We start from the raw sequence: 26,364 nt of genomic DNA on the forward strand, positions 1-26,364 counted from the left end.
GACGCTGGGGGCTCAACGTCGTGGCTGGGGACGATGAGGATCCGCAGCAGAGCTTGGCAGCTTTTCTCAGCAACATCGCCGAAGCGAAATGACGGGAGGTCTGGTGTATGCCGCGCACGCATGCATGGGCGTTCCGGTCAAAGCGCCTCTCCGCGACATCTGCCAAGCTGCTTCGCGATCGGCAATCCCGTGTCGTCACCACTTATTCGCGGTCACCGCCCTCGGGCAGGCCGAAGCAGACGACGTTCACGATGGCGAGCCGAAGCTAACGGAGATCGGGCGCAATCCTCGATGCGCTGTCGCCGCGATCTTGGATCCCGGCTCGGTCAAGCGGGAAAACTCTGATTTGCTCGCTTCCCGCAACAGCCGCAAGATTACAGCCGGCGCGGGCGGATCCCGCGACCGTCTTGGTTTTCCATCGCAGCAGCAGAACCGGCAGCCACCTTCAGCTTCGGACTGCACGCTTCTTGCCCGAACCTGTTTTCAAGCAAGCATCTAAGCCGGGGGACCGTGGGATGGCCGGGCTACGGAGACCAAGTGGCAAGCAAGCGTCGACGATGGTCAGCGCTTAGCGCTCTCGCTTTCCGTATCGGCTCGCGCAAGGAACCGCTCGGCCGTAGACGGGAGATGGTCTTTCAACCAGTCGGCCATGGCAATTTCTTCTCGCAGGTTCTGCTCGCATACGCGCGCGACCTCGGTCTCACCCAGGGATCGAGCAGCGGCGATGAGAATTGTGTAGGAGGCGATCTCCATGTGCTCGAACGTGTAGCTCGCAAGCGATCCCTTCATGACCTCGTCGCCAGCGAAGATGCCGCTCATTGATTGCGCCATCGCTGTCAGCTTTCCACCGGCATCCTTCAGCCGGGAGGGCCCTTGCCCGATGCGGTCGAGGCAGGTCTTGAGCCGGGCGGCCTGCTGCACCGTCTCCTCGAGATGTTGCCGAATTCGGCTGCTGAGCTCAGGATAATTTTCTATACGGCTCAATTGCCCATTGAGCATGGTCTCAGCCTGCTCCTCCATCGCATGAGCATCCCTGAGCCACTGGACAAACCATTCGCGCGATTCTGACATTTCGTTACTCCTTCATGAGCCGTCCAAACTTGCAAAAGGACATATTGTTCCAGAACGGCCGGAGCGTAGAAAGGCATCTGAGCAGCCCGCCATGATCGGCCAATAGTGGTGGATCCCAGCCCTCGTCAGGCCGTTTCCCCTCGGCTCGCAGGCGACACGCCTTGCGACCGTCGTAACCCTGCGCTTCTCCTTTCGCGAACTTCGGCCATCCAGTCTTTCGAGGCTGTGGCGGAACTCGCCCGACGCCGATTAGCGCCGACCTATCGCCGCCCGTCGCGAGGCCTTTCGGCCGGTTCACAGTGAGTATGTTGCGGAGTGGCTGGCCATCGCAAGCGAGTCATGCGCCTGCAACAAGAGGCTGTATTGGCAAGCAGAATTTGGGGCCGGCAATAAATTTCGGCTGGAACAATCATCGTTCATTCGCCGCCCGGACGTACTCGTCGCTCACCCGTCCGGTCGTGTCGTCCGCTGCTCGAACTTTGGCGCAGGCGGACTGCTGTTGAAAGACGAAAAATGGAGAAAGCTATGAAACGAACCCTTGTAATCGCCGCCGCACTGATGGGCCTGTCGGGTGCTCCCGCAATTGCTGCGACTCACTATTGGGTCGCCAAGGACACGAGCACGAAGACATGCGCGGTGGTCTCCGCGAAGCCCGACGGAGTAAAGATGACGGCCATCGGCAAGAAAATGTACTCGAGCTATTCGAGTGCAGACAAGGCTCTGAGGGTTTTGGCCGCCTGCAAGAGCTGACAAGCATGCTGTTAGCCCGTACGGAGCATGCCCGGGCGGGCTTTCTAAAGTTGCCAGCCGACTGCCGTCTCGAGCAGCAGTCGAGCCCGTCATGAAATCGCGCCAGCTCGGGGCTTTCGGAGGACATCGATCTCACCATGAAATCCGGACGATCGCGCCCGAGCTGGTGGGCGATGCCGCGGCTGCCCGCGGCAAGGCGTCGTTCCCGACTGCCAGGCCGCGCGTGTTGCACGCAGACGCGGACCAGTTCGGGGTCAGAACGGTTCAGAACGCACGCTAAGGCCGAATGAATTAGAAACATCACGCCGCCCGTGGATTGCTGCCGGCAAGCGAAGCGTCCCGAAGCCTTCGCGCATTGTTCAGTATCCCAGCCCACCTGAGCGGCGAGGCGCGTTTTGAGCAGGTCATCCGAGATCGTCCTGCGCGCCATACACAGGCGTGTGGCTGCGCGGTCAAGATAATTGGACAGCGTTAACGATGGCGTCGACGACGGGGTTGTGACGGGGTTGAGACCGGAAGCGCGGAACGCCTGCTTCTCGAATGAGCGTCGCGGATTTCGCCGCGCTCATGGAAGAAGACCGCGCTTGTGGCGTGGTCGCCTTCCCGAGAGCGGAAAGCAGAACCCTTTCCTCCCTGGTTCGCCCTGTCGCGGTCGCAGCTCTTGCCGCATTTCGTGCGTCGCTTTGCTGAACGCCGTAGAAATTTCGGTTCTGAGACAGGCTACGTCAGGATGCGGCCACGGCAACGAAGAGCGATTGTCCCTGCCTATTTATGCGCAACAGAATGGGCCTGTTCTGCCGCCGGGATTTTGCCCACTCCTCCTGGGTGTCCGACGGCTGTGCCACATCCCGGTTGTTGGCCGAGACGATCACGTCTCCGGGCCGAAGGCCATTCTCGGCTGCGAGGCTGTTCGGTGCCACGTCCTGGATAAATACGCCGGTGGTTCCCGGCTGGAGGCCGAGTTGCGGGCGCACTTCGTCCGGAATGGGGCTAAGTGACAGGCCAAGACGTTGGTCAGCCGCATCCGGAGCAGGAACAGCGCCAGTCTGTCCCTCCTCGTCCTTGCGTTGACCGACTGTCAGTGTCAACTCCTGCTGGCTGCCATCTCGATTCCTGATCACAGTCGCTTTCGACCCCGGCTTTTGGCTCGCCGCCGCCAGCGTGAGGTCACGGACGCCTTGGATGTCCTTGCCGTTAAAACGGGTGATGACGTCACCTGCCCGTATACCTGCCTTCTCTGCCGGGCTGCCGGGCTCGACCGAGGCCACCAGCGCTCCCTTGCTCCCCGGTATCCCGAGCGCCGCGGCAATCGACGGCGTGACCTCCTGGAGACGAACGCCGATGAACCCGCGCTCGATATGGCCCGTGCGGATCAACTGATCGGCGACGCTCTGGGCAGTTCGGGACGGCACCGCGAAGCCAATACCAATGCTGCCACCCGATGGCGAGACGATCGCCGTGTTGACCCCGATCACTTCACCGCGCGCGTTAAACAGGGGGCCGCCTGAATTGCCACGGTTGATTGAGGCATCAGTCTGCAGGAAATCGTCGTAGGGACCGGCCTGGATATCGCGCGAACGGGCAGAAAGCACGCCAACGGTAACTGTCCCGCCGAGCCCAAACGGACTGCCGATCGCGATCGTCCAGGCGCCGGGCTGAACTGCGTCCGAGTCGCCCCAGGCGGTTGTGGCCATGTTGGGCCGCGGATCGACCTTCAGCACCGCAATGTCGGTTCCCGGATCCCGGCCAACCAGTCGCGCGGGTGCAGTCTCCTTATCCGAGAATACCACATGGATCTCGGTAGCATCGGCGACGACATGGTTGTTGGTGACGATGTAGCCCTCAGGATTGATGACGAAGCCGGAGCCAAGAGCTTCTCGGACCTGCGGCTGGGCGGGCCCCGGGCGACCATTGAAAGGGTCGAGAAAATCGTTGAGCGTCGTTTGATCCTGGATGATCTGCCTTGTCGTGATCGCGACAACCGCCGCTAACTTCTGGCGCACAATCGCGGTGAAGTCGTTCGGGATCTCCTGTGCTGTGAGCGGAGCAATGCCCCCGGGACAGAACAGCAGAACTCCCGCCACCACACCGGCGCACAGTCCCTTCCTCGAATTCACGAACATGATGAGTTCTCCTGCCCAGCCGGCCGGCCGTCGCCGTCGGCTCAGGAGACAGAAACTGAGATTCATGCAGATGGTTTCACCGATCTCAAAATATAGGGGCGAACGGATGAAAATCGTGAACGTGTGACTCGCTGCCCCATTGAAATTTGATCGGCAACGTCCGAGATTTTGCTGGTGGAACTGGCAAGAGCCACCAACGACGTCAACAGAGGAGATTATCCGAAGGAGGACCATCGATGGAAGGAGCCATTTCGACGAGTTTTCCGATCGGGCCCGAGGCCCCTGATCTTTTCCTTGACGACCGGTTACTCCATCCGGCACGGCATTTCGGGCACCCGCAGGAGGTGTTGGCCGACACGACGCTGGACGTCCACGAAAAGCGCGCCGTTCTTTCGTCATGGGCGTCGGATGCCTGGGCGGTGGAATCCGTGCCGGCACTGCGCATGCCTCCGGGAGCTACCGAACCGGTCAGCTTCGACGCCATAATGGACGCGTTGCGCCAATTGGATCGATCGGAGTAGCTTCCCAGCAATGTCGGCCGCGGTCGCGTGCAGCACCGTGGTGGCCGGTCTCACAGCATCCGTCGATGGACTTTGAGCGAAGACGCCGCCTCCCTCCCGCATCCGAGGCACCTGACTCGCTGGTGAGCTCGCCAGCGCAAGGGTGCCAGCGCATTCTCTCCGCTTCCACTCGTCCTGGCGCGTTCCATACGTCCAGCGGCAAGTGGGCGTATGTGATCGTGGGTGCCGTCGTGGCGGCCCTGGCTGCCGGAAGCCTCTGGTTCTTCGGCAACCGTCCGTTCTCAAGGGCCTGACGAAGATTTTTGCGGGCCTGGAATCGGGCCCGCTTTTCTCCAACTCATCGTGGCTGCCGCTTGGCGGCCCCCATTCGGCGGCTATTCATCCATACGCTTGCGCCGGATCTTGCCCGACGATCGCGGTTCGTCGTTCGTTGCTCGCGGCGGGCGTGGAAGAAACAGATGTACGCTCGTTCCCGCCCCTACAACGCTCTCGATCCGTATATGCCCGCCGGACTGCTTGATGAAGCCGTAGACCTGGCTGAGGCCAAGCCCGGTTCCCCGCCCGTCGCCCTTTGTCGTGAAGAACGGCTCGAACACCTGGGAAAGGACCTCCTTGCTCATCCCGCAACCCGTATCGCTTACGGTGACACGAACAAAACGGGCAGCCGCAGCCGGCACGTCTTCGATGTCGGCGGGAGAATTGCTGGTCTCGATCGACAGCGTTCCCTTGCCATCCATTGCGTCCTTGGCATTGACAGCCAGGTTGAGAATGGCGACGTCGAGTTGATTGGCGTCGACGAGGACCGCATCAAGTGCCGGATCGAGGTCACATCTGACCTTCGTGCCGCTCCCCAGAGTCCGCTCCAGCAGCATGCTAAGCGCCTCGATTCGAGCATTCAGATCGATGGTCTCGGGATAAAGCGATTGTCCGCGGGAGAAGGCGAGCAATTGCTGCGTAAGCGCACCGCCATTTCGTGTCCGGCTGATCAGCTCTTCTACCAGCATGGCTGAATTCGGGTTGGGCGCTTCCCCTCCCAACTGCTTCTGGAGGAGCCGCAGCCCCGACTCGAACACAGCCAGCAGATTATTAATGTCGTGAACGATTCCAGCGGCGAGGCGGCCGATCGCTTCGAGCTTTTGCGACTGGCGTCGGCGATCCTCCTGAGCTCGCTGCGCCGACACGTCGCGCAGGCTGGCAAGCAGCGCCGGCTTTCCGTCCCAGCTGACCTCGACGGTCCTGATTTCCACGTCGGCTGGTGACCGACGGCGGCGGTGGACAGTGATTTCGGTGGTTTCACCGGATATGACCGGTCGGCCGAGTGGAATGTGAACGAGATCGGCAGCCGGATAGCCGAAGATCATGGCCGCCGCCGGATTGGCATAGAGCACGGTTCCCGACAGATCGACGACGAGAATCCCATCGGCCAATGTCTCGATCAGGCGTCGAAAGTTGAGTTGGCTGATGCCCGTCAAGAATGCGTTGGCAGACGGGTCCAGGATTTCGGCTGCGCTGCGCGTCACTGCCTACTCCTCACGCCGAGACGCCGCGGATTCTCCGAATAGGTCGGGCGCGCCATTGAAGGGCTGACCGAGATGCATACCGGCGCCGTCGACCGTGAAGCGCCTGATCTGCTTGTCGTGCTCACTGCCGCGCATTTTCAGCACCATGATCCCGCGGTGCATGAAATTGCCCTCCTGGATGTAACGCAACAGGATGATGGCGTCGGTAAGCGTCGAGATATGCTGTTCGCTGGCACTCTGGCCGCCGACGAGCGACTTGTCGGTCGCCGTACAAAGGCCAGCGATCTCATGTTCCTTGATAAAGGATGTGAGGCTGATCAGGAATTCCCGAAAGCCGGAGTCTGGCGCGATCCTTTCCAGGGCCGACAGGCTGTCGATCGCCATCCGGTCAGGTTTGAACTCCTGCACGAGCTCGCGGATCATCAAAAGGTGGTCTGGCAAGTTCTGCGCTTCCGGGTAGATGCAAACGACCTTGAGCCGGCCATCCGCCTCCATTGCCTCGAAGTCGACGCCCCAGCCACGAGCATTGCGGAACAATTGACCGCGGCTCTCTTCGTAGCCGACCAGCAAGGCACGTTCGCCAGACACTACGCCGCCGGCGAGAAAATTGGTGACCAGCAGCGTCTTTCCGGTACCCGTCGCACCACTGACAAGGGTGACGCTGTCGCGGAAAAATCCGCCGCTGCACATGCTGTCGAGTTCCGAAATGCCGCTGGTCACCCGTTTCGTGCTGGATTGCTGCTCCAGCCGTAGTGAGGACAATGGCACCGCCACTATGCCTTGCTTCTCAACAAGCGTGATCGGCACCTCGCCTTCGACATGGCGGCTGCCTCGCATCTTCAGGACTTCGATGGTGCGCCTGCGCCGCTCGCGATAGAGCGCGTTGCGCAGGATGACCACATTGTCGGCGACAAATTCCTCGATCCTGTGGCGGGATATCTCGCCATACTCGCTGTTGCGTTCGGCGGTCATCAGCACCGTCAAACCTTGCTTCTTGAGGGCTGTCGCGATGCGCAGGAGCTCCCGACGCACCGACGTCTGCTCCGCCACGAAGTGGTCGAAGAGCTGGGTGACGGAATCCAGCACGATACGTTTTGCCGCGGAATTTCGCGCAGCGTGCAAGACACGCGTCAGCAAACCGGCTAGATCGAAATTGCCGATAATCATCTGGTCGTGGTCACGCGGACTGGCGTCGACGAAGACCAGTTTGTTCGCCTCCCGCCAACGGCCTATGGTCCAGCCAAAGCTGGCCATGTTGACCTCGATCTCGGCCGGCGATTCCTCGAAGGTGACGAAGACGCCGGGCTCGCCCAGAACGGTGATGCCGTGGGCCAGAAACTGCGTCGCAAACACAGTCTTGCCACTGCCGGGCGTGCCCCCGACGATGGTGGTGCGCCCGCGCGGCAGGCCGCCCATCACAAGATCGTCGAAAGCCTCGATACCGGTCCTGACGCGTTCGAGTACAGGGTCGATCAGGATCTCTTCAGCTGTGGTCATAGCCAACCTTCCCGCGAGAACCGAAATAGTCGAGAACCTGAGCGGTGTTGCTGATGTCGCCGATCAGCCGCCGTGGAGGGGTGGCTCTCTCGTCCGAGAGCGTCGGCGTCGCTAGAATGCCGGCGCTTTCCGCCGCTTCGGGATGCGCGAGGATATCGACGATATGGATTTCGATTCCGCCGGCCCATTCCTCCATTATCCTCAGACGACCTTCCAGCGCCCGTCTGGCGCTCGGCGTGTCTCCTGCGATATAGAGGCGGAGCAACGCGTTGGCCCCTGGATCGGACCGATGGCTGGAGCTCATGTTTCACGCCTTGCTGCACGAACATTGCAGTTTCGGCGTGCTTGAGGCGCCACGCCGCAGATCCAGTCGCCGGCATTTTTCTTCCCTAGGCAGCCCGAGGTCTGCCCGGGAGCCGATGCACCACGGCTCGCGCTCGGTGAGGCCTGGATCAGCGCCCCTGCGACATTTTGTAAATGGCTGCGCACGCTCCGTCTGCGCACTAGTGAACATTTCTCCTCGCTAGCCGTTGTAGATGTCCCATTCTTTGGAAGAGAGGAGCGCGATGGCGAACGCCTATAAAAAATCGGAACCGATTGGAAACAACCTGCTTCGGGCGCTACGACGCGATGACTGGGAGATCCTGCAGCCGAGCCTCGAACAATGGTCAGCGCCTGCCGGTACATTGCTGCACGAACCAGGCGACGCTGTCCGCTACGCTTACTTTCCCCGCGGGTCTGCGATGATCTCCTACCTCGTCGCGCTGAGTGACGGACGAGCGATAGAGACTGCGCTTATCGGACGTGAAGGAGCGGTCGGTGGGATCGTGAGCCAAGGTAGGCTCCCGGCCTATACACGTGCCGAGGTTCAAGTCGGGGGGTCCTTCTTCAGGATCGACCTGCACCATCTGGAAGAAGCAAAATCGCGTTCTTTATCATTGCGTCACCTGTTCGCCCGCTACGCCGATTGTCTGATGGCGCAGCTGTTTCAGTCCGTTGCATGCAGCGCCGCGCATTCCATCGAACAGCGCACTGCGAGATGGCTGCTGGCCGCGACAGAGCGCACAGGGGCCGGAAATCTGACGCTGACCCAGGAACAGCTTGCTGCAATGCTCGGGGTCGGCCGCTCCTACATGAGCCGAGTCATCCGCGACCTGAGGCAGCGCGACTGCATTGAGACAGGGCGTGGCCGGCTGGCGGTGCGCAATCCGGCCGGGCTGCGCTCGCTTGCATGCGAGTGCAATGCGGCGGTTAGCCGCCATTTCAACGACGTGTTGGAGGGCGTTTACCCGGCTGAAAAGAGCGTCGCAGGTTCACGGGGCGTGCCGCTGGGGAAAGCGCAATGACTGCGTTGAGGACCGTCTTGCAGGGATCGCAATTTGCCTTGGGAAGCACCCAATCCTGTGACTTTGCTTATGCCACGCGTTGGTTGACGAGGATCCTGCCTTTAGTTTCGGTCCGATCAGCGTCTTCCAGCGTCTCATCTGCGCTTCGATCCGAGAGCGCTGATTATAGCCGCTTGATTTCTGCCTGCCCGTCTGAGCCTTGGGTTGGGATCACGTCGATTTCACTGTTGACGCTCGTCTAAGCGCTCTTCGGTAGCGGGATCATAACCTCTGCCTGGCCGCCAAACCACATTTCGACAAGATCGCTGACGGACGCTCCGGTCATAGGCACATGTCGGCCTGGGCGACTGGCGCGTCGATCTGGGCCAGAAGGGTCCGCCAGCGCTGCGGATCGCCGATGCTTTCCAGCGCCAGATCGGCACAGAGACTCTCGCCCTGAGATCCCTGCGCCAACGTCGATTGGCAAGGATCCTCCCTGTGCCGGCTGTGCCAAAAGTCTCGGACCATTCGGCTTGGCGACATTGAACCCGTCCCATGAATTCTGAACGCAGAACGCACGGCGAGTGGAACACTCCGCTTTCAAACCGGTTAGGAGAAATCATACGTGTGTGGGTCGCTGCGGTCGCCATGTGCGACTGCCGGAGGAAATCGGTCGATGACCACGAAGAATGAGAACCCCGCAAGGCGCGGTTCGCCCGAGCACAGAGGCGGCGCTCAGGCCCTCTCACGGACTCCCAGCACTGAAACCCAAACTAGAGCCAAAGGAGCTGAGCATGCAGAATAATCCCCGGCAGAAACATCCTCAGCCACCCATGCCTGAACAGCAGCAGGACATGCCCGGCTACACCGACGAGATGAATCCCCGCCCAGACCATGGCGAGCAGAGCTATCGCGGCAGCGGCAAACTGACGGACCGCGTTGCGCTGGTCACTGGCGCGGACTCGGGCATCGGACGTGCAGTCTCAATCGCCTTCGCCCGCGAGGGCGCGGATGTGATCATCTCCTATCTTGAGGAGGACGAAGACGCGAAGGAAACGGCCCGATGGGTCGAGGATGCCGGCCGCAAGCCTGTGATCGCGCGCGGCGACATCAGCGACGAACGTTTTGCACGCTCGCTCGTCAAGCGTGCCATGGATGAATGCGGCCGGCTGGACATCCTGGTCAACAACGCCGCGCATCAGGCGACATTCGAAAGGCTGGAGGATATCACGGCCGAGGAGTGGGATCTCACCTTCAGGACGAACATCTATCCGATGTTCTACCTCTCACAGGAGGCCGTGAAGGTGATGAGACCCGGCTCCGCTATTATCAACACGTCATCCATCAACGCCACCAGCCCCTCACCTATGTTGCTCGCCTACGCCACCACCAAGGGGGCGATAGCGAATTTTACCGCCGGGCTGGCTGGACTGGTCGCGGAGCGCGGCATCCGGGTCAATGCCGTCGCGCCGGGGCCGATCTGGACGCCCTTGATCCCTTCGACGATGCCGGCCGAAAAGGTAAAGGAGTTCGGCAAGAATACACCGCTTAAGCGCCCTGGCCAGCCGGCCGAGCTCGCGGCCACCTATGTGCTTCTGGCCTCGGACGGTGCCAGCTATACGACCGGCGCCCTTTACGAGGTCACTGGCGGAAGGCCGATGCTTTAATGAATTGTCTTGGGGTGAGAAGGCAAGGTCGCGTGTCGGGCCAACGCTCTGGTCGGGCGCGCGCAGCCGTTGTGACGAATCTCGCTTACGTTGCTTTGCCGGCTTAAAGGTCATTCCGCCGCTCGGCCGATCAACGCGACAAGGAGCCCCAATGACGCTGCCAGCGATAAGATCGGTACGACCCTCCTTGCTGCGCTCATGGACTGCGGGTTTGTTCCGGCGTCGCCTCTGCGCGGGGCAGGGAGCTGGCGCTGCCGCTGCGATCGGTCGCCGAAAGACAATATTTCTGAAGCGGGCATCGATCTTGTGCTAGCCGAGGAGGATACTGCGCTCGAAGCGGTCATAGGAGCGCTCCGAAAATTGGAAACGAAGCCGAAAGTGTTTTCAACGAAGCCGAAAGTGTTTTCAACGAAGCCGAAAGTGTTTTCATTGGCATTTCCTGCATTGAGCAAGGAAGCGGCGCTCCTTAACCTTACCGGCTCCAAAATGGCTTCCGGCATTCTACGACGCCCGCTCATGACCGCCAGCAACCCATGCCGGTGCATCAACGCGGGCGTTTTCGCACGGCGCAACTTTTTGGGCGGCGGCCCGATGGCCGCCGCCTCTGAAGTCACCCGGATCAAGCTTGCAGCAGCTGCTCGGTAGCAGTGACCGGCGTTATCATGCCGTCTTCGAGCAGGATGTCTTTCTTCCTGGCGAACTGCAGAACACTGCCACGCGCAGTCTCCGCGTCGATCTCGCCGGCCAATGCGGCCTTACAGGCGCGGATCGCCGCCCTTTGTTCAGGACTGTTCCCGCACCACTCTGTGACGAACTGGTAGGCATCCACGACCGAGTTCAGCTGCCTGGGCAAGCCAAGTCCGACCCAGACGCGAACGGGCTTTTCGAAGGGCTGAGAAAGCATGGTTTCCTCCCTCCGAGCAGTCAGGCGGCAACGCCGCCCGTCTCTCCCGACCGTCTTGCCGTAATCCAAGGCATCGTCGTTGCGACGTCCTCAAGGATCTTCACAGAGCGGGCAAAGCCGGCGAACGCATCGCGCGCGACTTTCAACGGTATGAGACCATCGAAGGCGCGGTGACAGGCGCGCTTTGCCGTATCATAGACTATGCCGCGCCGATGCTTCGGCCATTCGTCGAGGAAGTCGAAAGCATCCTCAAGGCAAGCGATCTCTAGAATGAGATCTTCCGAAGCTCTCACGAACACGGGACTCTCAAATGTTCTCACGCTCATCGAAACCTCCAATTGTCTGAACGATTTCAGGTGGTTGAGGATGGTCACCCCAGCAGCCGGCAGCGACCTGCGCAAAATATGTGAAGGCCGATTTTCGATGTCAAGACCGCATGAAGCCAGTGGCGCATCCGACAAAGTCCTCGGTTCCTGCGTTTGCCGGCGGCACGCTGGTCTGCGCCTGCACCAGCAATCCGGTCAAGGTGAAGGTGAAGGGCCAGATCGCGCACAATCATGCCTGCGGCTGCACCAAATGCTGGAAGCCAGAAGGCGCGCTGTTCTCGGTCGTTGCCGTGGCAGGTACGGGCGACGTCACCGTCACCGAAAACGGCGACAAGCTGAAGGTGGTCGACCCCTCAGCGCTGATCCAGCGGCATGCCTGCACCGGCTGCGGTGTCCACATGCACGGACCGGTCGAGCGCGACCACGCGTTCAAGGGCCTGTCCTTCATCCACCCCGAGCGTTTCGTCGAGGATGGCTGGTCACCTCCGGGCTTCACCGCTTTCGTCTCGTCGATCATCGAATCGGGTGTCGATCCGAACCGCATGGAGGGCGTTCGTGCGCAGTTGAGGTCGATCGGGCTGGAACCCTATGACTGCCTCAATCCCGGCCTGATGGATTTCATCGCCACCTGGGCGGCCAAGAAGTCGGGCGCTCTGCCGGCATAATCCGCATTGCCGCGACCGAGCGGTTCTATCGGGACGGTCGCGCTTATTGCGATCACTGGCGAACGGCGCCGGAGATCGCGGCGACTAGCGCCGGAGACCTGCGCGATGTCGTTGCGATCTTCGATTCCAGTTATCCGAACGCGATAAGGGTGCTCGCGCAGTTCGGAGACCCAACCGCGCGCCCAACACGATGACTGCCGGCACGAGTGATCACGTCTTTGGGCTGTTCGCCATGTTCGGCGGCGGTTTGCACCGCAACTGCACAACCTCACATCTCGGAAGATGAGGACCGGCTCCTGTTGCCGTCTGCGTTTTCGACGCCGAAATTCTCCGCGCTGTATTTCCAGCTTTGGTCCTGTTTAGGGACGTACCGCAGGATCAGCGGCATGATCTGCGCATAACTCATTCACGACTTTAGCTGATGTGAGCAGATCGAAGCTGGCTTAGTGGATTGGATCATCCACAGGCAAGAGATGACCGGCGCGGCGAGGGACTGTTGAGGGGACACATGACAACCCGTCGCACCGGTCACGCGCTAGGATTTGAAAGTAGCGGGATATTGGTGATCACGCAATTAAGCCGGAAGGAGTAGGCCCAGCCGTAGGCTCGCCGGGGTTGGCGGTTGTTGGGGTGCTCGCGCGTCGGTTTGCGATCAACATGGCGATGCGCGCGCGGCTCAATTCGCTGCCTCGCGTGGACGGTGCGCAAGCCGCCGCGCCTTGTTTCCACATTTGCGGCGACGAGATCAGCCGTCTTCAGACAGATCGCCTGCGGATTTTGATCGTCTGCGACGTGTGATCTCCGCATTGGTTTGCCAATCAATTGCTGCACTTCGTGTGTCGGCTCGATCTACGCCACTCTCCGGCGAAACCCGATCCACTTACCAGTGGGGCTACGACATCGATAAGTCCTCCTATTGGCATTTCCTTCAATCTCCCTGAAGTCGATTCACGCTATAGTTAAAGGAGAGCTTATGGAACCATACCCTACCAGCCGCGTTCGGGGTCGCGGGACGCAAATATCCAAGATCACGGCGGCAGCATTCGGATTTCGAGCACTAACTATGGAATTGGAACCGGGAAGTCTGGCCTCAAAGGACGATAGCTGCCGGCCAGCTCTCGCAAACGGCGAGCTAGAACGGGCTCTGCTCCGCAAAGACAATCTGTTTCACCAAGTTCTCGAGGCGCTTCCCGTCGCCATCTACACAACGGATCGGTCTGGCAAGATCACCTTCTACAATCGCGCGGCGGCCGAACTTGCCGGGCGCGAGCCGCAGATTGGAGTAGACGAGTGGTGCGTGACGTTTCGCCTGTTCACTCCCGACGGCAATCCTCTACCGCATGAAGATTGTCCGATGGCCGTGGCGTTGAAGGAGAACCGCCCGATCCGCAATCAGGAGGCTATCGCACAGCGGCCCGACGGTACGCTGATTCCTTTCCTCCCCTTCCCGACACCCTTGCGGGACGAGACCGGTGAACTGATCGGGGCTGTCAATTTGCTCGTCGACCTCAGTGAGCGGCGGCAAGCGGAAGAAGTCCGCCAGCATCTATCGGCCATCGTCGAGTCCTCGTTCGATGCGATCGTAAGCAAGGACCTGAACGGGGTAATAAAAAGTTGGAATCACGGTGCTGAACGACTCTTTCGCTACCCAGCCTCCGAGGCGATAGGAAAGCCGATCACCATGCTTATTCCCGCCGACCGGCAAGACGAGGAGGTCTATATCCTGGACCGTATTCGCAACGGCGAGCGAGTTGAGAGCTACGAGACGGTTCGTCGTCGCAAGGACGGAAGCCTCGTTCCCGTCTCCCTGACGATATCGCCGGTGCGCGATGGGGCAGGACGCATCGTCGGGGCGTCGAAGATCGCCCGCGATATTTCAGCTGCCAAAGAAAGCGAATACCGCATTCGCGCGTTGATGCGCGAAGTCAATCATCGAGTAAAAAACCAGTATGCTGTGATTCTGTCGATGATCCGGGAGACCAACAAGCGGTCCAGGAACCCGGACGCCTTCGAACGGGACGTTCGCGAGCGCATCATGGCACTTTCTGCCTCGCATGATCTCCTCGTCTCGGATGATTGGAGGGGCGCCAATGTCTTCGAATTGCTGCTGGCACAGTTAAAGCCCTTTGGCAGTGAAGAGCGCATCTCGATGTCCGGGCCATCCGTGGTCCTTGGTCCTAATGCGGTTCAGCATCTCGGCATTGCGTTCCACGAATTGGCAACGAACTCGGCAAAATATGGCGTCCTGGCAGGTGTGTCAGGACAAATAATGGTGGCCTGGGGGATCGAAACGGCCGAAACGAAATTGTTCAGGCTGACCTGGAGCGAAACGGTCCACTCCAAAATTGAAAAGGTCGCGCACAGCGGCTTTGGAACAGTGGTGCTAACACGTGTGGCGCCGCAGGCCATGGGCGGGACTGGCTGGATTCAGCACCACCCCAACGGTCTGGTCTGGACGCTCGAGGCGCCAGCAGACCTTGTTGAAACCCTCTCTGCCAATAGTTCGGTCGCTTGACGGCCACGTGACGTGGCGGGCAGCCCAGCCCCGTTTACGCAGTTTCCGGACAAGCGGTCGGTCAACTATGTCTTGGAACCTATTCGCTTGCCGCACGCTTTTGTTCGATGTCAGGAGCGTGCCGTGAGTTCCAAGGCCGGGGAGACTAGGCTCTCGTTCGTTGAGTTTCAGTCGCCGACGCTGGTCGCGAATGCACCCGAGGGCGGCGAATGGATCCATGAGATCAAGTACGACGGCTACCGCACCGAGCTGATCATTGAGAGCGGCAAAGCGCGAGCCTTCACGCGCCGGGGCTACGACTGGTCGCATCGATATCGACGAATTGTTCAAGCAGCTGCCGGCTTGCCGGTGAAGACCGCGATCATTGATGGGGAGGCTGTCGTTCTCGGTAACACTGGCCTGCCGGATTACCAAGCACTGGAAAGGGAGTTGGGCAATCCAGACTCGGCGAGGCTCGTCTTCTACGCATTCGACCTGCTGCACCTTAACGGGCGCGATCTTCGGCAACAGCCGCTAATGAGCCGCAAGGCAGCGCTGGAAAAGCTGCTGAGGGACACTGCGCCGACACTGACCTATGCCGAACATCTGGAGGTGAGTGGCAAAGAGGTGTTTCAACATGCCTGCCGGATGGGATTGGAGGGTATCGTATCCAAGCGCGTTGATGGCACCTACCGCTCGGGCGTCCAGACCAGTTGGCTCAAGGTCAAATGCGTCAAGAGCGATACCTTTCCCATCGTCGCTTTTGTCGAGAAACTCGGCGCTCGCCCGCGCCGCATTGCATCGCTCTACATCGGGCGCCGCGAGGGCGACCGACTGCTCTATGCGGGGAAAGCGAGAAGCGGGTACACCTTGAGCGCTGCCCAATCCGTTCGAGAGCGGCTTGACCCGCTGATCATCAGCAAGTCGCCTTTGTCAGAGCCCATTGTGAAACCCAAGGCGACCTGGGTGAGACCGGACGTTCTGGCCGAGGTGCAATTCAGCGGCGTCACTGATCGCGGCGTGCTGCGCGAGGCCGTGTTCAAGGGTCTGCGCGAAGACCTCGTGCCGATCCCGGCCAAGCCTCCAGCCCGATCCAAGCGACCCGGGCCAATCCGGAAACATGGCGTTCCCAGCGAGAACATTCTGCAATTGCTGCCCGAAGCGGTCTCGCCCTCCAAGGAAGAGCTTGCGCGTTACTGGGAGAGGGTTGCGGATCAGGCACTCGCCCATCTCGGCCACAGACCGCTGAAGCTGGTCCGCCACGCACTTGGCGCAACCTTCTACCACAAGGGCGCGTTGCCGAAAATTCCGGCCGCCGTGCATCAGTTGCGGGTCCAGAAGCGTGAGGGTGGCGAAGGTGTGCGCGTGTGGGTGGACGACCTTGCCGGCTTGCTGGGACTGGTCGAGATGGACGCTGTGGAACTGCATCCGTGGAACGCCACAGTTGATGACATTGAGCATGCTGACCGCATTGTTCTGGATCTCGACCCCGGTAAGGGGGTCGACTGGGATGAAGTCGTTGGGACCGCGCTGACGCTCCGCGACATCATGGAAGCGGAAGGTTTGGAGAGCTGGCCGAAGGTGACCGGTGGCAAGGGCATTCACCTGATGGCCCCGCTTGGGGCAAAGATCACGCACGACAAGGCCCGGCTCCTTGCCCGGTCTTTGGCCAATCGGCTCGCCGAAATGCATCCGGATCGTTACCTGCTTTCCGCCGCGCCGGCAGCCAGAAGGGGCCGCATCTTCATCGATTACCTTCGCAACGGGCGCGGCAACACTGCCGTTGGGGCCTTCTCGCCAAGAGCGCGGCCCGGCTTCCCAATCGCCCATCCGGTAACCTGGAGCCAGATTGAGCAACGGATCCGACCTGATGCCTTTACGATCGACCATCCGTTCAGGGCAGTTGCCAGAAAGGCGGCTTGAATCGCAGGGTTTGTGGAGACGCCGGACGGGAACTGAACAGCGGCACTTAGCGCCTTCGTCGGACGATTCTTCCTGTCCTCTATGATCAAGCAAAGCAAAGAGTGCCCCAAGGGCGCCAGGTAAGTTCCGCCTCGATCTCCAATGACGGGTTTCTTAGGACGCGAACAGCATTCGCAGCCGACATCAGCCCCGTTTCCAACGCAACATACGCAGCCCATCCGCCCGTTGTTCGGATCAGCCGGCCACAGATCGGGTCCGAAGTCCTTGGTCGCCATGTAGACCAAAATGGCGCTTCCCAAGGATGAAACGTAAACGCTGCCCGGCCGCTTCGACACCATGCCTTCAAGGTCCAAACGATCAACCGCCGCGTAGAACTCGGCCCCGCCTCCCGAGATGTGTTGACTGTATTGAAGGACGCCATCGCCCGGGCCGATCAATTCCAGCAAGCGCTCCCTCCTTTGCCACAGGGGTTCACGCCGCGAGTCCTTTCCGTTCAGATGCAGCAGGTCGAAGGCAACGAAGATGATCTTGCCCGGCGACCACCGCCAGCCAGCGCCACGGGCCAACCTTCTCCCCGAGAATCGCCACGGAGAGAATGGTGACGCAGAGCGGTGCCAGGAAGATCAGCGCGTAGCACTCCGCCAGCGGAATGGTTGTGAAGGCATAGACGCTAAGCACGCCGGAAGCGATTCCCGCCCACGCACGCGCCTGCACCGCCCAGGGCCGCCTGGTGCGCCAGAAATCACGCCAGCGCTCGTCTGCTGGGCGCGTGAAAAAGAGGAAGAAACCGGCGAAGAGGGTTATGAAAAATCCGATCTCAAAGACCGTGAGCTGTCCGCCCAGGCTTTTGACAACGGCATCGCTGCCCGAATAGCTTGCATAGGCGATCAGGGCGAGCAGGATTCCGTTCGGCACGTTTTTCCATTTCCGGGGAGAGAGTGGTTTGAAAATACTGGCGCTCGGTGCGCATCCGGACGACATCGAGATCTTCATGTTCGGTACGATGGCCGCCTATGCCGCGCAAGGCGCAGAACTCACTTTTGCCATAGCCACGGATGGTGCCAAGGGCGGCACGAGCGATCCCGCAATTCTCACTCGCGTTCGTCGTGCAGAAGCGTCGGCCGCGGCTGCGCTGCTCGGGGCGACCCTGCGCTTCCTCGACTTTCCCGACGGCGAACTGGTGGCCGATGCAGCGCTGATCGGGGCGCTGAAAGAGCTGATTCGCGAGACCGGACCAGATCTGGCGATCACGCATGCGCCCAACGACTATCACGCCGACCATCGCGCGCTTTCCGACGGCGTGCGCATCGCGGCGTCGTTCACGGTCCCGGTGCTGCATGCCGACACGATGGGCGGTACCGGTTTTTCGCCGACGCATTATGTCGACATTTCCGCGCATGCAGACATCAAGGCCAAGGCGATCCGCAAGCATCAGTCGCAGGATCCCGAGCGCTTCGTAGACGGCGCGCGAACGCAGAACCTTTTTCGCTCAGGCCAGTGCAACGGCGAGCCAGGTTCATTGGCCGAGGCGTTCCGCTTCGAACCTATTTTTCCCTTCGCCGACATCCGCGAACTGCTGCCGCCGGCGCCGCCGATCCGGCCGGTCATGGTGAGCACCAAACAGGTCGACTGACCGGCGCGACGGGACTAGTCATCCACCGACCACTGACCCCGACCGCCGGCACCGTTGATCACCTCGAAAGGCCGAGGCTGCCGCTCCGGGTCAACCGTATTGTCAAGTCCAAATACAAGCCGATCTCCGATCCCAATGCAGAACCGGCAACCTCACAGATCACGACCACTCCCGAAAGGTGGCCCCACAATAGCGCTGTGATGTCCGCTGTCTCGCGCGTATGCGGCCTTCTCTCGAACCCGCAGCGCGTCCACTTCGGCCTGGAAAAGTGCTCCGATCGACGATTGCGAGGGCCCCCGGATTTTCATGCGAAATGTCACTCATAATCTTCTCCTCATCGCGCGGCGTACCGAGCGACAACGTCGGCCACGCCGCCTAGATTGTCGGCCACAACGCAAGGGCTGCGTCCGGGATCACTGCAGTCTCGATGTGCGTCATGCCCTTCGCCCGGTAGCCATCCACGAAGGTTTGCTGATGGGCGGCGAAGAATGACTTCTCGCCCACAGCGACCACGAGAGGCGTGGAATTCGGCGCGGTCTGGGCGGTGTTCCAGTCTCCGTCTTTTGGGGAACGTCCGGTAGATTTCGAACGCAGTATGTATCTGCGGTGCGCCATAGGCTTTCACGTAATAAGCCCGCTCCGCCGGACTGAATTGTCCTTGATCGTAGCACCACACAGGAAGGCGGACTGGCGTCCATCCACCAGCTTTTCTGCAAGGTGGTCCAGTGTCCGAATGAACCCGATGTGCCAGAAGCCTTGGTCGATTTTTCCCAGCCCGTAATGCCGGGGACCGGGACAGAATCATCGCTCGTAGATCGTCTGGAAAGCGGCGCACATAAGGCATAGCTGGCCACCGCATCTAGGTTAGGGTGTGTCCAGGCCAATGCTTTCTCAATGATTCAATCGTTTGTCACCTGGCTACCATTGTCGCAATTCGTAGGTCAGAGGGAGACCGATAGACCCCCGTCGACGGCCAAAACATGTCCGTTGACGTAGGCGGCAGCGTTGGACGCGAGAAACACCACGGCTCCGCCGAGTTCCTCAGGTTGAGCCCAGCGGCCAGCAGGGGTTCGCGCCTCGACCCATTTGGTGAAGGCCTCGTCGTTGATGAGCGCGGTGTTGAGCTCGGTAGCGAAATAGCCGGGGGCAATCGCGTTGATGGTGATGCCGTGACGGCCCATCTCGGCGGCAGTCGAGCGTGTCAGTCCATGCAACCCCGCCTTTGCCGCCACATAGGCGTGAATGGTGGGGCGGCCAAGGATCGCCGCGACCGATCCAGTGTTTATGATGCGCCCGAATTTGTTCGGCAGCATCAGGCGCACCGCCTCGCGCATCATCCGGAAGCAGGCCGAAAGGTTGACCGCAATCACGCGGTCGAAGTCCTCGTCCTGCCATTCGACCAACGGGCTGCGATGCTGGATGCCGGCGTTGTTGACCAGGATATCGAGGCGGCCGTGGCGTTCGACGATCCCCTCAAGCGCCGCCCTTGAGGTCGCCGCGTCCGCAACATCGAACGGCAAGGCTTCGGCCCCGATTTTTTCCGCCGCCGCGCAGAGGGTGTCCATGTCGCGCGCATTGACAATTACCGTTGCGCCGTTTTCCGCAAGCGCCTTGGCCATAGCAAAGCCGAGGCCACGCGAAGCACCCGTCACCAATGCGACCCGGCCCTTGAGCGAGAACATTTCCGACATTGAAATCCCTGGAGCAAGACAAGATGACAATGCTGCAGTCTAACCGCATCTCGCTCCAATGAAAGGGCGGGAGTTTCCTCCCGCCCAAAAGCACTATTTGGCGACGCAGGTATCGGCCGTCTGCGGCGTGCAGACGTCGAGGCCCGTGTAGGTCGGGTCGGCCGGGGGCGCCTTGCCGTCCTTCATGTCCTTCAGCGCCATCATCGTCTTGTAGCCCATTTCGAACGGCCGTTGGCCGACCTGGCCGAGCGAGAGCCCTTCCTTCATCTGGTCGATCTGGACGGGAAGCGTGTCGGCGACGACAAGGGCCAGCGCTTTCGAGGCAATCTTGTCCTTGTACGGTGCGACCGCGGCGCGGTTGGCATCAGGAATGAACTGCGGGAAGCCACCCGTTGGGATGAATGCGTCGAGGTTCGGATTTTTCGCCATGATGTCCTCAAACTGCTGCACCGAAAGCGGGAAATCATCGTTGGTGTAGAGCGGACAGCCTTCGATTTCGGTCCAGCCATTCTGGCCCGTCAGCCGGTCCCCGGGCGAGGCCGCCGATTTGGTGCCCGAAAGCGTATCGCGAATACCCTGCATGCGTTCATTATGGTTAGCCGCCGCTGCGCCGCCCGATTGGATGCAGATCGTGCCGCCTTTGGGCTTGACCTGCATGGCAAGCTTGGCAAGGTTCACGCCGATCTCATAATTGTGAGTGCCGATATAGGCGACGCGAAGCTCCTTGTTCTCGGGTAGCAGGTCGGAGTCCCAGGTGAGGACCGGGATGCCGGCTTCCTTGGCGGCCTGCAGCGCAACCGCCATCGCCGCGGCGTTCGATGGCGAGACGGCAATACCATCCACCTTCTTGGCCACGAGATCCTGCACGATCTGTACCTGCTCGTCGCCGCCGCCATGCTCGCCGGGGCCGATATACATGCATTCCAAGGCGCCCTTCGATTCGGCTTCGGCCTTCTTGCAGCCGTCGCGTGCTTGGTCGAAGAAAGGATTGTTCATGTTCTTCGGTACCAGGGCGAAGGTATATTTCGCCTGGGCGCCGGAAACGGCGAGCACCGTTGCGCCAAGCGCCACGGCCGCCATCAGTAGACTTTTTTTCATTTTGACGTCTCCTCCTAGCTGGAATGCCCCGTAGGCCTCCCGCCGGCGGGGTTTTCTAGCGGCCTTTTTTGGGCATCAAGACTGCCAGCCAAGCGGCGACAATCGATTTGCCGCCGGTTTGCATGCCCAAAAGAACCGCGAGAACGATGAAGGCGCCGACGAAGGCGCCTTGCCAATTTGAATCGATGCCGGCCATCAGCAGCGCATTCCTGATCACTTCGAGGAACGCCGAACCAATGATCGCCCCGAAGGCCGTGCCGGCTCCGCCCATAAGGCTGGCTCCCCCGATGACCGTCGCAGCGATCACGCGCAACTCGTAGCCCTGGCCCATGGCATTGATGGCCGAGCCGTTGTAGCCGAGGAGCAGGAGTGAGGCGACCGAAGCGGTGAAGGCCGAGAAGACATAGGCCTCGAATTTGATCCAGTCGACCGGCACGCCGGTGAGCCGCGCCGCCTCCTCATTGCCGCCGATGGCGAAGAGATGTCGGGCCCAGGCAGTGAAATTGAAGACGAAACCGACGATCAGGGCCAGAATCACCATGGTCCAGAACTGTGATGACAATTCTGGTATCCAGTGCGGCGCCCAATCCTGCGGCCCATGCAGCGGCCATCTTGCCTGACCGATCCCCTTTACGATCGGAGCATCGGGCCCGAATTGGTAGAGCATCTGGTTGGCGGAGAATACGACCGCCAGCGAACGCGCCGCGGACAGCATGCCGAGGGTGACCACAAAGGACGGCATTCCGATATAGGCGACGAAGAATCCGTTGACCGCGCCGCACGCCATACCGGAGAAAAGGCCGACGGCGAATGCAACGTACCAGGGATAGTGCCAGGTCAGGAACAGGCCGGCGACGATGACCACCAGGCCCATGATCGAGCCGACCGACAGATCGATGCCGCCGGTGATGATAACCACCGTCATGCCGAGCGCCATGATGCCGAAAGGTGCGAAGTTGCGCGTGACATTGGCAGCGTTTTCGGAGGTGCCGAAGCTCGGCTCCATCATCGTCATCAAGGTGACGAGGGCAATGAGCGCGATCGTCACCCAGAACGGCTGACTTGAAAATACATGTTGAAGCGCCGTCTTTTCCTTGGTCGGGACAAAGTCCGACATGGCCGGTCGGCTCGTTTCCGGGGCCGACTCCCTAACACTAACGGATTCGCGAGCACTATTCGCCACGGATGGCTCCCGTTATCAATCCGGTGATTTCCTCGGGCGACGTATTGCCGGCATCCTTGTCGGCAACCTTCGAGCCTCGCCTGAGCACAATGATACGATCTGCAACGGCGAAAACGTCAGGCATGCGGTGGCTGATCAACATGACGCCGACACCTTGCGCTTTGAGGCGCCGGATCAATTCGAGCACCTCTGCCACCTGGCGTACAGAGATGGCGGCGGTCGGTTCGTCCATCAACACCAGCTTGGCGTTTGAAAGCCGGGTCCGCGCGATGGCGACCGCCTGGCGCTGCCCACCCGACATCTTCCTGACGAGGTCGCGCGGCCGGGTTTCCGATTTGAGTTCCCTGAACAGCGCTGCCGAGCGGTCGATCATCGCCTGCTTGTCGAGCACCCTGATCGGCCAGAAGCCCTTCTTCATCTCGCGGCCAAGAAAGACATTTTGCGCGGCCGTCAGATTATCCGCCAGCGCCAGGTCCTGATAGACGACTTCAATTCCCTTGGCACGGGCCTGAACGGGTTTATGGAAGTGACAAATCTCGCCGTCCACGACAATTTCGCCGTCGTTCGGCGGAAAATTCCCGGCCACTGTCTTGACTATCGTCGACTTGCCGGCGCCGTTGTCCCCCATCAGACCCACGACTTCACCCCGCTCCACCTGGAAGCTGACGTCGGTCAGGGCCTGGATCGCCCCAAAGTTCTTGGAAACGTGACGAACCTCAAGCACCGGCATCGCGGTCCTCCCCGGACAACATTTGCCAATTTTGTCCCGGTGTTATGCAAGTCAGCTAATCAGCGAAACGCATTCAACACAATGATTATTAGATCGGCGCATCAGATGGCAATCTCCCTCTGCTGCACGATCTCGATGCGGCGATATCCTAGGATCGACTTGGTCACACCCTCATTTGGCGGAATGAGCAAGCCGGGTTCGCGTTATCCCAGACCGATGCAGAACCTGGCTGTCCATCTGCGGATCGAGACCGACATTCCTGGTCGAAGACTTAAATGTTGTGCTCGAAAATTGCTGGCGGCCGCCGAAGAGTTGGTGCAATGCCCATCCGTTGCGATTCGGCGCTAGCGTCTTTGAGCGCATGCTGGCGCAGGCTGGTTGATCCGCATGGGTAGTCTGAACAGCGACGTGGTCCAATAGGAAGCCAATTGCGCCCATGAGCACTCTGGCCCCCGCCAAGGGTCAAAGCTCGCGGCGAGCTGCGGCAACCGGCCGATAGGCATGCGTGTTTTGCCGAGTGCAGCACAAAGCCGCGGCGCGCGCTTCACGCCTTTGGGGGAAGGCGGCCACTGCTCGAATATTGGGTTGGAACCTTTGCCTCTCGTTTCATCCTGAGCTGATCGCGCTTGCCGGCGATGCGGTGGAGGTCCCCACCGTTGACCTTGCCATTAACCTGCTTCCAATCCTTCGACGCGGTTCCAGTCCATGATGGCAAACTCCTTCGTTTCTCTGGAGCGACAACCTCGATTGGAAGTCGATTTTTCACTCAGTTTTGATGGAACATTAGCCGTCCCTAAAGGTTTGATACATGCGGCAGGTACCTCCATCGCCTGCTGAAGATCGTTGTTCCTCCTGAGCGGCCCGCGCTCTCCCACAGAGGCGCGGGCTTCAATTGCACTGCGATGGGATGACGGTCACAACCCACGTCATCGGACCAGCAAGGCAAGGCCAAGGCGCTGGCCGTGCGGTGCTAAGGTGCCGGTCGAGCAGATCACACCGAAGGTGAAGAAGCGGTAAGCCCGTCTGGCGAGGCAATGGAACATTAGATTTGGCTAATAGTTACCTTGGCGGCAGGGGTCACCAAAGCTCTGCAAGCCTCGCGATTCCCTTAGGGACGACCCGCTGCTGCCGTCAACGGAGCGACAGCGCTCAAACCGGGAGAAATATCATGCAACGGTTTATATTCGCATCAATTGTAATCGCTTTGTCGGCTAGCCCGTCGTTGGCACAAGCCGCCACGCCCGTTCAACATAAACACGGTATCAGGACGAATTATGGTGCGGCCGGCGGCATGAAGCTTGACCCCACCATAACGGGCGGCACATCGAAACCGAATGCGGTAAAAGATTGTGCCGCCGACCAGCAGACCGGCACTGCACAGCCCACTGGTCAGGCGACACTCGACGCCAAGGGCGCCGCCCCTGCCCAGATGAAAGAAACTGCTGCCGGCTGCAGAAAGTCCCCGCCGCTTCGCCAATGAAAGGAATCGAGATATTACGTCCGAAGCGGCTCGAGTATGTGCCTAGTCGCGGGTCTGGGTTAGGTTGTAGCGAGCTTCCAACGGATTTTCGGCCAATTTGGCGAATCTCCGAAGTTTTAGCTAAAGAGACTTTTTGCCGGCTCATCGCGATCATTTTGTAATCGCTCGGCCATGCCTCACACCAATCGCATAATCGGCCTGTGCTTCGGAAGCGCCGCGAGCCAGCCCAACGGAGGTCGACTGCTCTGGAGCTGCCTCTTGGTGTCAAAGGCGTCGATTGAGGCAGAGCACTCGCTGCGGCAGTGCTCAATGAGCGCTTTGTTTCAGGAGACCTCGCTTTCCCGATTGCGGAACTATTTCAGCGCCAGCTAATTAAGTGGCGAAGAGGCCGGCTTTGGTGCGGACGAGTGCAGGAATATCGAGTTGAGATCATTGTCAGTTTTGTAGTGGTGTCGTCCTTCCTGGCCATGGACATCTTACCGTTCAAAGTGGCCGAGAAGCATTCAGGCCGGCCAGTGACGCTGAGGCGCAATGAGGAGAATTGGATTCGCGTCACCGAGACAGGCGGTCAGAAGCGAACGTTTTCGTACGTGGTGCGGGGCAAAGCATGACTACGCGCGGCATCAACTTCCTTGATCGGTGGATCGCGAACAACATCCCGGAGAAGATCCAGACGTGCGTCATCTCTGTCGACGAGTTGACACACAAGCTGATTGCTGATGCCCGCTTCCTCGGGATTAGGGCGCGTGTCAGGACGCTACGCGGCGAGCATAGGCTTCGGCATGCGTCGGTGCAGGATTTCAGGGAACATGAGCAAGCGCGGCAATGATTTTCTTTACCATTGGATCTCTGATCATTTACCGGACGATCCTATCGTCGACCCAGTACTCCTGGTGATCGACATGGCCGTGGACGCGAAGCAGGCGGCGCAGAGCCAAGGAATTCCCGCCCAAGAGATCGATGAAGAAATTGGCAAGATGTACGAATTCATCATGCAGGGCTTACGCTGAGAGGAGCAGCCAAACAGCACTAAGCGGAACTTAACATCGCCGGGCAGATTGGTTCACCATGGACGCAGGACGAAATCCCGAGCGACTGATGCCAACCCCGCCGCCGAGATGGCAGTAACGCGAGGGCGTATTGATACTGGCCGCTGCCTTGTTGCTTGCACCGGGTGCGTTCGCGATCTGGTGGGCCATCTTTCGACGAGCACGCGCGGGGTCAACTTTCTAAACAAATGGATGGCAGAACCGACGATCTTGTGGCCATCAGCGCCCTTGCAGACGAGGCGATGAAGGCAGCCGACAGACGGTCGACGAGCCGACGAGCTGTCTGTGATGAACTAGCCCGCCGGTGTCATGCGTTGGTCGGACAGCCCTGCATCCGGGCAAACTTGTCCAGATGCAGGCTATCCGAAGGCGAGGGCGTACGTTCCAGTTCGAAGGATCGGGTTAGTTCCAGATCTTCTTCGACCACGTGGACGAACCATTCGCCGCAGGCTTCAATCACTTCGGATGACCCTTGCGCTCGCTATCCAAGGCTGGGTACAAATCGTGCAATTCGTAGTGAGCGCAATTTGGCTGGAAGCCGACTTTCGATAGCGTCATGGCCGGTTTGATCATCTACTGGCCAGCTCCGGAACATTTAGGCGATCCTGATAGTTCCCTTGACGGCAGGTGCCCAACGCTCCTGCAAGTCCCTTGATCCTGGGGCGGCCCGTCGCTGCCGTGAATGGGGCGGCGGGCGTTCTTCCACCACATGCC

The 26,364-nt window shown here is 60.2% G+C and carries 24 protein-coding genes and 2 pseudogenes; 13 read left to right on the plus strand and 13 right to left on the minus strand.

Going from position 1 to position 26,364, the window contains the following annotated elements; genetic code table 11:
• Window positions 1–561: 561 nt before the first annotated feature.
• Window positions 562–1,071 carry a ferritin-like domain-containing protein gene (locus tag NKJ90_RS30370; RefSeq protein WP_352487506.1) on the minus strand — a complete coding sequence of 170 codons (510 nt, stop codon included), beginning with the start codon at window positions 1,069–1,071 and terminating at the stop codon, window positions 562–564.
• A gap of 525 nt (window positions 1,072–1,596) precedes the next feature.
• Between NKJ90_RS30370 and NKJ90_RS30375 the strand changes: the two genes are divergently transcribed.
• Window positions 1,597–1,821 (plus strand): hypothetical protein, encoded by a 225-nt coding sequence (locus tag NKJ90_RS30375; RefSeq protein ID WP_352487507.1) that lies wholly within the window; start codon window positions 1,597–1,599, stop codon window positions 1,819–1,821.
• A gap of 725 nt (window positions 1,822–2,546) precedes the next feature.
• On the opposite strand, the gene NKJ90_RS30385 is transcribed toward NKJ90_RS30375, so the two are convergent.
• Window positions 2,547–3,944, minus strand: coding sequence for a Do family serine endopeptidase (locus NKJ90_RS30385; protein ID WP_352487508.1), 1,398 nt, complete (start codon window positions 3,942–3,944; stop codon window positions 2,547–2,549).
• A gap of 236 nt (window positions 3,945–4,180) precedes the next feature.
• Here NKJ90_RS30385 and NKJ90_RS30390 point away from each other — a divergent pair, with 236 nt between their 5' ends.
• Window positions 4,181–4,465, plus strand: coding sequence for a hypothetical protein (locus tag NKJ90_RS30390; RefSeq protein ID WP_031260795.1), 285 nt, complete (start codon window positions 4,181–4,183; stop codon window positions 4,463–4,465).
• Between the two features lie 374 nt (window positions 4,466–4,839).
• Here NKJ90_RS30390 and NKJ90_RS30395 read toward each other — a convergent pair whose 3' ends face one another.
• The 3 genes from NKJ90_RS30395 to NKJ90_RS30405 are packed head-to-tail and all read right to left on the minus strand — an operon-like array spanning window position 4,840 to window position 7,786.
• A complete protein-coding gene (locus tag NKJ90_RS30395; protein ID WP_352487509.1) occupies window positions 4,840–5,985 on the minus strand; it encodes a two-component system sensor histidine kinase NtrB in 1,146 nt (381 codons plus the stop codon).
• Between the two features lie 3 nt (window positions 5,986–5,988).
• Window positions 5,989–7,482 (minus strand): circadian clock protein KaiC, encoded by a 1,494-nt coding sequence (gene kaiC, locus NKJ90_RS30400; protein WP_352487510.1) that lies wholly within the window; start codon window positions 7,480–7,482, stop codon window positions 5,989–5,991.
• Window positions 7,469–7,786, minus strand: coding sequence for a circadian clock KaiB family protein (locus tag NKJ90_RS30405; RefSeq protein ID WP_352487511.1), 318 nt, complete (start codon window positions 7,784–7,786; stop codon window positions 7,469–7,471). The genes kaiC and NKJ90_RS30405 overlap by 14 nt, the downstream gene beginning before the upstream one ends.
• A gap of 262 nt (window positions 7,787–8,048) precedes the next feature.
• Between NKJ90_RS30405 and NKJ90_RS30410 the strand changes: the two genes are divergently transcribed.
• The 3 genes from NKJ90_RS30410 to NKJ90_RS30420 all read left to right on the plus strand — a co-directional run bounded on the left by NKJ90_RS30410 (window position 8,049) and on the right by NKJ90_RS30420 (window position 11,119).
• On the plus strand, window positions 8,049–8,828 hold the full coding sequence (locus NKJ90_RS30410) for a Crp/Fnr family transcriptional regulator (protein WP_352487512.1): 780 nt from the start codon (window positions 8,049–8,051) through the stop codon (window positions 8,826–8,828).
• Window positions 8,829–9,601: 773 nt separating this feature from the next.
• Complete coding sequence (locus NKJ90_RS30415) at window positions 9,602–10,474, plus strand: SDR family oxidoreductase (RefSeq protein WP_352487513.1); 873 nt, start codon at window positions 9,602–9,604, stop codon at window positions 10,472–10,474.
• A gap of 360 nt (window positions 10,475–10,834) precedes the next feature.
• Window positions 10,835–11,119 carry a hypothetical protein gene (locus tag NKJ90_RS30420; RefSeq protein WP_352487514.1) on the plus strand — a complete coding sequence of 95 codons (285 nt, stop codon included), beginning with the start codon at window positions 10,835–10,837 and terminating at the stop codon, window positions 11,117–11,119.
• On the opposite strand, the gene NKJ90_RS30425 is transcribed toward NKJ90_RS30420, so the two are convergent.
• Together NKJ90_RS30425 and NKJ90_RS30430 are read right to left on the minus strand one after the other, a co-directional pair.
• Complete coding sequence (locus NKJ90_RS30425) at window positions 11,094–11,378, minus strand: DUF982 domain-containing protein (RefSeq protein ID WP_023761537.1); 285 nt, start codon at window positions 11,376–11,378, stop codon at window positions 11,094–11,096. The genes NKJ90_RS30420 and NKJ90_RS30425 overlap by 26 nt on opposite strands.
• 20 nt (window positions 11,379–11,398) lie before the next feature.
• Window positions 11,399–11,704, minus strand: coding sequence for a DUF982 domain-containing protein (locus NKJ90_RS30430; protein WP_352487515.1), 306 nt, complete (start codon window positions 11,702–11,704; stop codon window positions 11,399–11,401).
• Between the two features lie 110 nt (window positions 11,705–11,814).
• On the opposite strand from NKJ90_RS30430, the gene gfa reads away from it, so the two are divergent.
• The 4 genes from gfa (at window position 11,815) to ligD (ending at window position 16,786) form a co-directional block, all read left to right on the plus strand.
• Complete coding sequence (gene gfa / locus NKJ90_RS30435; protein WP_352487516.1) at window positions 11,815–12,369, plus strand: S-(hydroxymethyl)glutathione synthase; 555 nt, start codon at window positions 11,815–11,817, stop codon at window positions 12,367–12,369.
• A gap of 615 nt (window positions 12,370–12,984) precedes the next feature.
• Window positions 12,985–13,167: a hypothetical protein gene (locus NKJ90_RS30440; protein WP_156938600.1), complete on the plus strand. Its 183-nt coding sequence runs from the start codon at window positions 12,985–12,987 to the stop codon at window positions 13,165–13,167.
• A gap of 265 nt (window positions 13,168–13,432) precedes the next feature.
• Window positions 13,433–14,884: a PAS domain S-box protein gene (locus NKJ90_RS30445; RefSeq protein WP_352487517.1), complete on the plus strand. Its 1,452-nt coding sequence runs from the start codon at window positions 13,433–13,435 to the stop codon at window positions 14,882–14,884.
• Between the two features lie 123 nt (window positions 14,885–15,007).
• Window positions 15,008–16,786 carry a DNA ligase D gene (ligD, locus tag NKJ90_RS30450; protein WP_502898183.1) on the plus strand — a complete coding sequence of 593 codons (1,779 nt, stop codon included), beginning with the start codon at window positions 15,008–15,010 and terminating at the stop codon, window positions 16,784–16,786.
• 365 nt (window positions 16,787–17,151) lie between these two features.
• Here ligD and NKJ90_RS30455 read toward each other — a convergent pair.
• Window positions 17,152–17,352, minus strand: a pseudogene (locus NKJ90_RS30455) (hypothetical protein); the annotation flags it as partial.
• A pseudogene (locus NKJ90_RS30460) lies at window positions 17,318–17,701 on the minus strand (EamA family transporter); the annotation flags it as partial. The pseudogenes NKJ90_RS30460 and NKJ90_RS30455, both read right to left, overlap by 35 nt.
• Before the next feature lie 28 nt (window positions 17,702–17,729).
• Between NKJ90_RS30460 and NKJ90_RS30465 the strand changes: the two are divergent.
• Complete coding sequence (locus NKJ90_RS30465; RefSeq protein ID WP_352487518.1) at window positions 17,730–18,419, plus strand: PIG-L deacetylase family protein; 690 nt, start codon at window positions 17,730–17,732, stop codon at window positions 18,417–18,419.
• A 941-nt stretch (window positions 18,420–19,360) separates the two neighbouring features.
• Here NKJ90_RS30465 and NKJ90_RS30470 read toward each other — a convergent pair.
• From NKJ90_RS30470 to NKJ90_RS30485, 4 genes are all read right to left on the minus strand, one after another.
• A complete protein-coding gene (locus NKJ90_RS30470) occupies window positions 19,361–20,110 on the minus strand; it encodes a glucose 1-dehydrogenase (protein WP_352487519.1) in 750 nt (249 codons plus the stop codon).
• A gap of 93 nt (window positions 20,111–20,203) precedes the next feature.
• Entirely contained in the window at window positions 20,204–21,208 is a 1,005-nt protein-coding gene (locus tag NKJ90_RS30475; RefSeq protein ID WP_352487520.1) for a sugar-binding protein, read from the minus strand.
• A gap of 55 nt (window positions 21,209–21,263) precedes the next feature.
• The gene (locus tag NKJ90_RS30480) at window positions 21,264–22,325 is read right to left on the minus strand and encodes an ABC transporter permease (RefSeq protein WP_352487521.1); all 1,062 of its coding nucleotides are present in this window, start codon (window positions 22,323–22,325) and stop codon (window positions 21,264–21,266) included.
• 55 nt (window positions 22,326–22,380) lie between these two features.
• Complete coding sequence (locus tag NKJ90_RS30485) at window positions 22,381–23,121, minus strand: ATP-binding cassette domain-containing protein (protein WP_352487523.1); 741 nt, start codon at window positions 23,119–23,121, stop codon at window positions 22,381–22,383.
• A gap of 1,168 nt (window positions 23,122–24,289) precedes the next feature.
• Here NKJ90_RS30485 and NKJ90_RS30490 point away from each other — a divergent pair.
• The 3 genes from NKJ90_RS30490 to NKJ90_RS30500 all read left to right on the plus strand — a co-directional run bounded on the left by NKJ90_RS30490 (window position 24,290) and on the right by NKJ90_RS30500 (window position 25,611).
• A complete protein-coding gene (locus tag NKJ90_RS30490; protein ID WP_352487524.1) occupies window positions 24,290–24,601 on the plus strand; it encodes a hypothetical protein in 312 nt (103 codons plus the stop codon).
• Between the two features lie 607 nt (window positions 24,602–25,208).
• On the plus strand, window positions 25,209–25,430 hold the full coding sequence (locus NKJ90_RS30495) for a DUF768 domain-containing protein (RefSeq protein WP_023762770.1): 222 nt from the start codon (window positions 25,209–25,211) through the stop codon (window positions 25,428–25,430).
• On the plus strand, window positions 25,411–25,611 hold the full coding sequence (locus NKJ90_RS30500; RefSeq protein WP_023762771.1) for a DUF768 domain-containing protein: 201 nt from the start codon (window positions 25,411–25,413) through the stop codon (window positions 25,609–25,611). Before NKJ90_RS30495 ends, NKJ90_RS30500 begins: the two co-directional genes overlap by 20 nt.
• Window positions 25,612–26,364 lie beyond the last annotated feature (753 nt).

The sequence above is a fragment of the Mesorhizobium sp. M0051 genome (assembly GCF_040323235.1).
Lineage (GTDB): Bacteria > Pseudomonadota > Alphaproteobacteria > Rhizobiales > Rhizobiaceae > Mesorhizobium.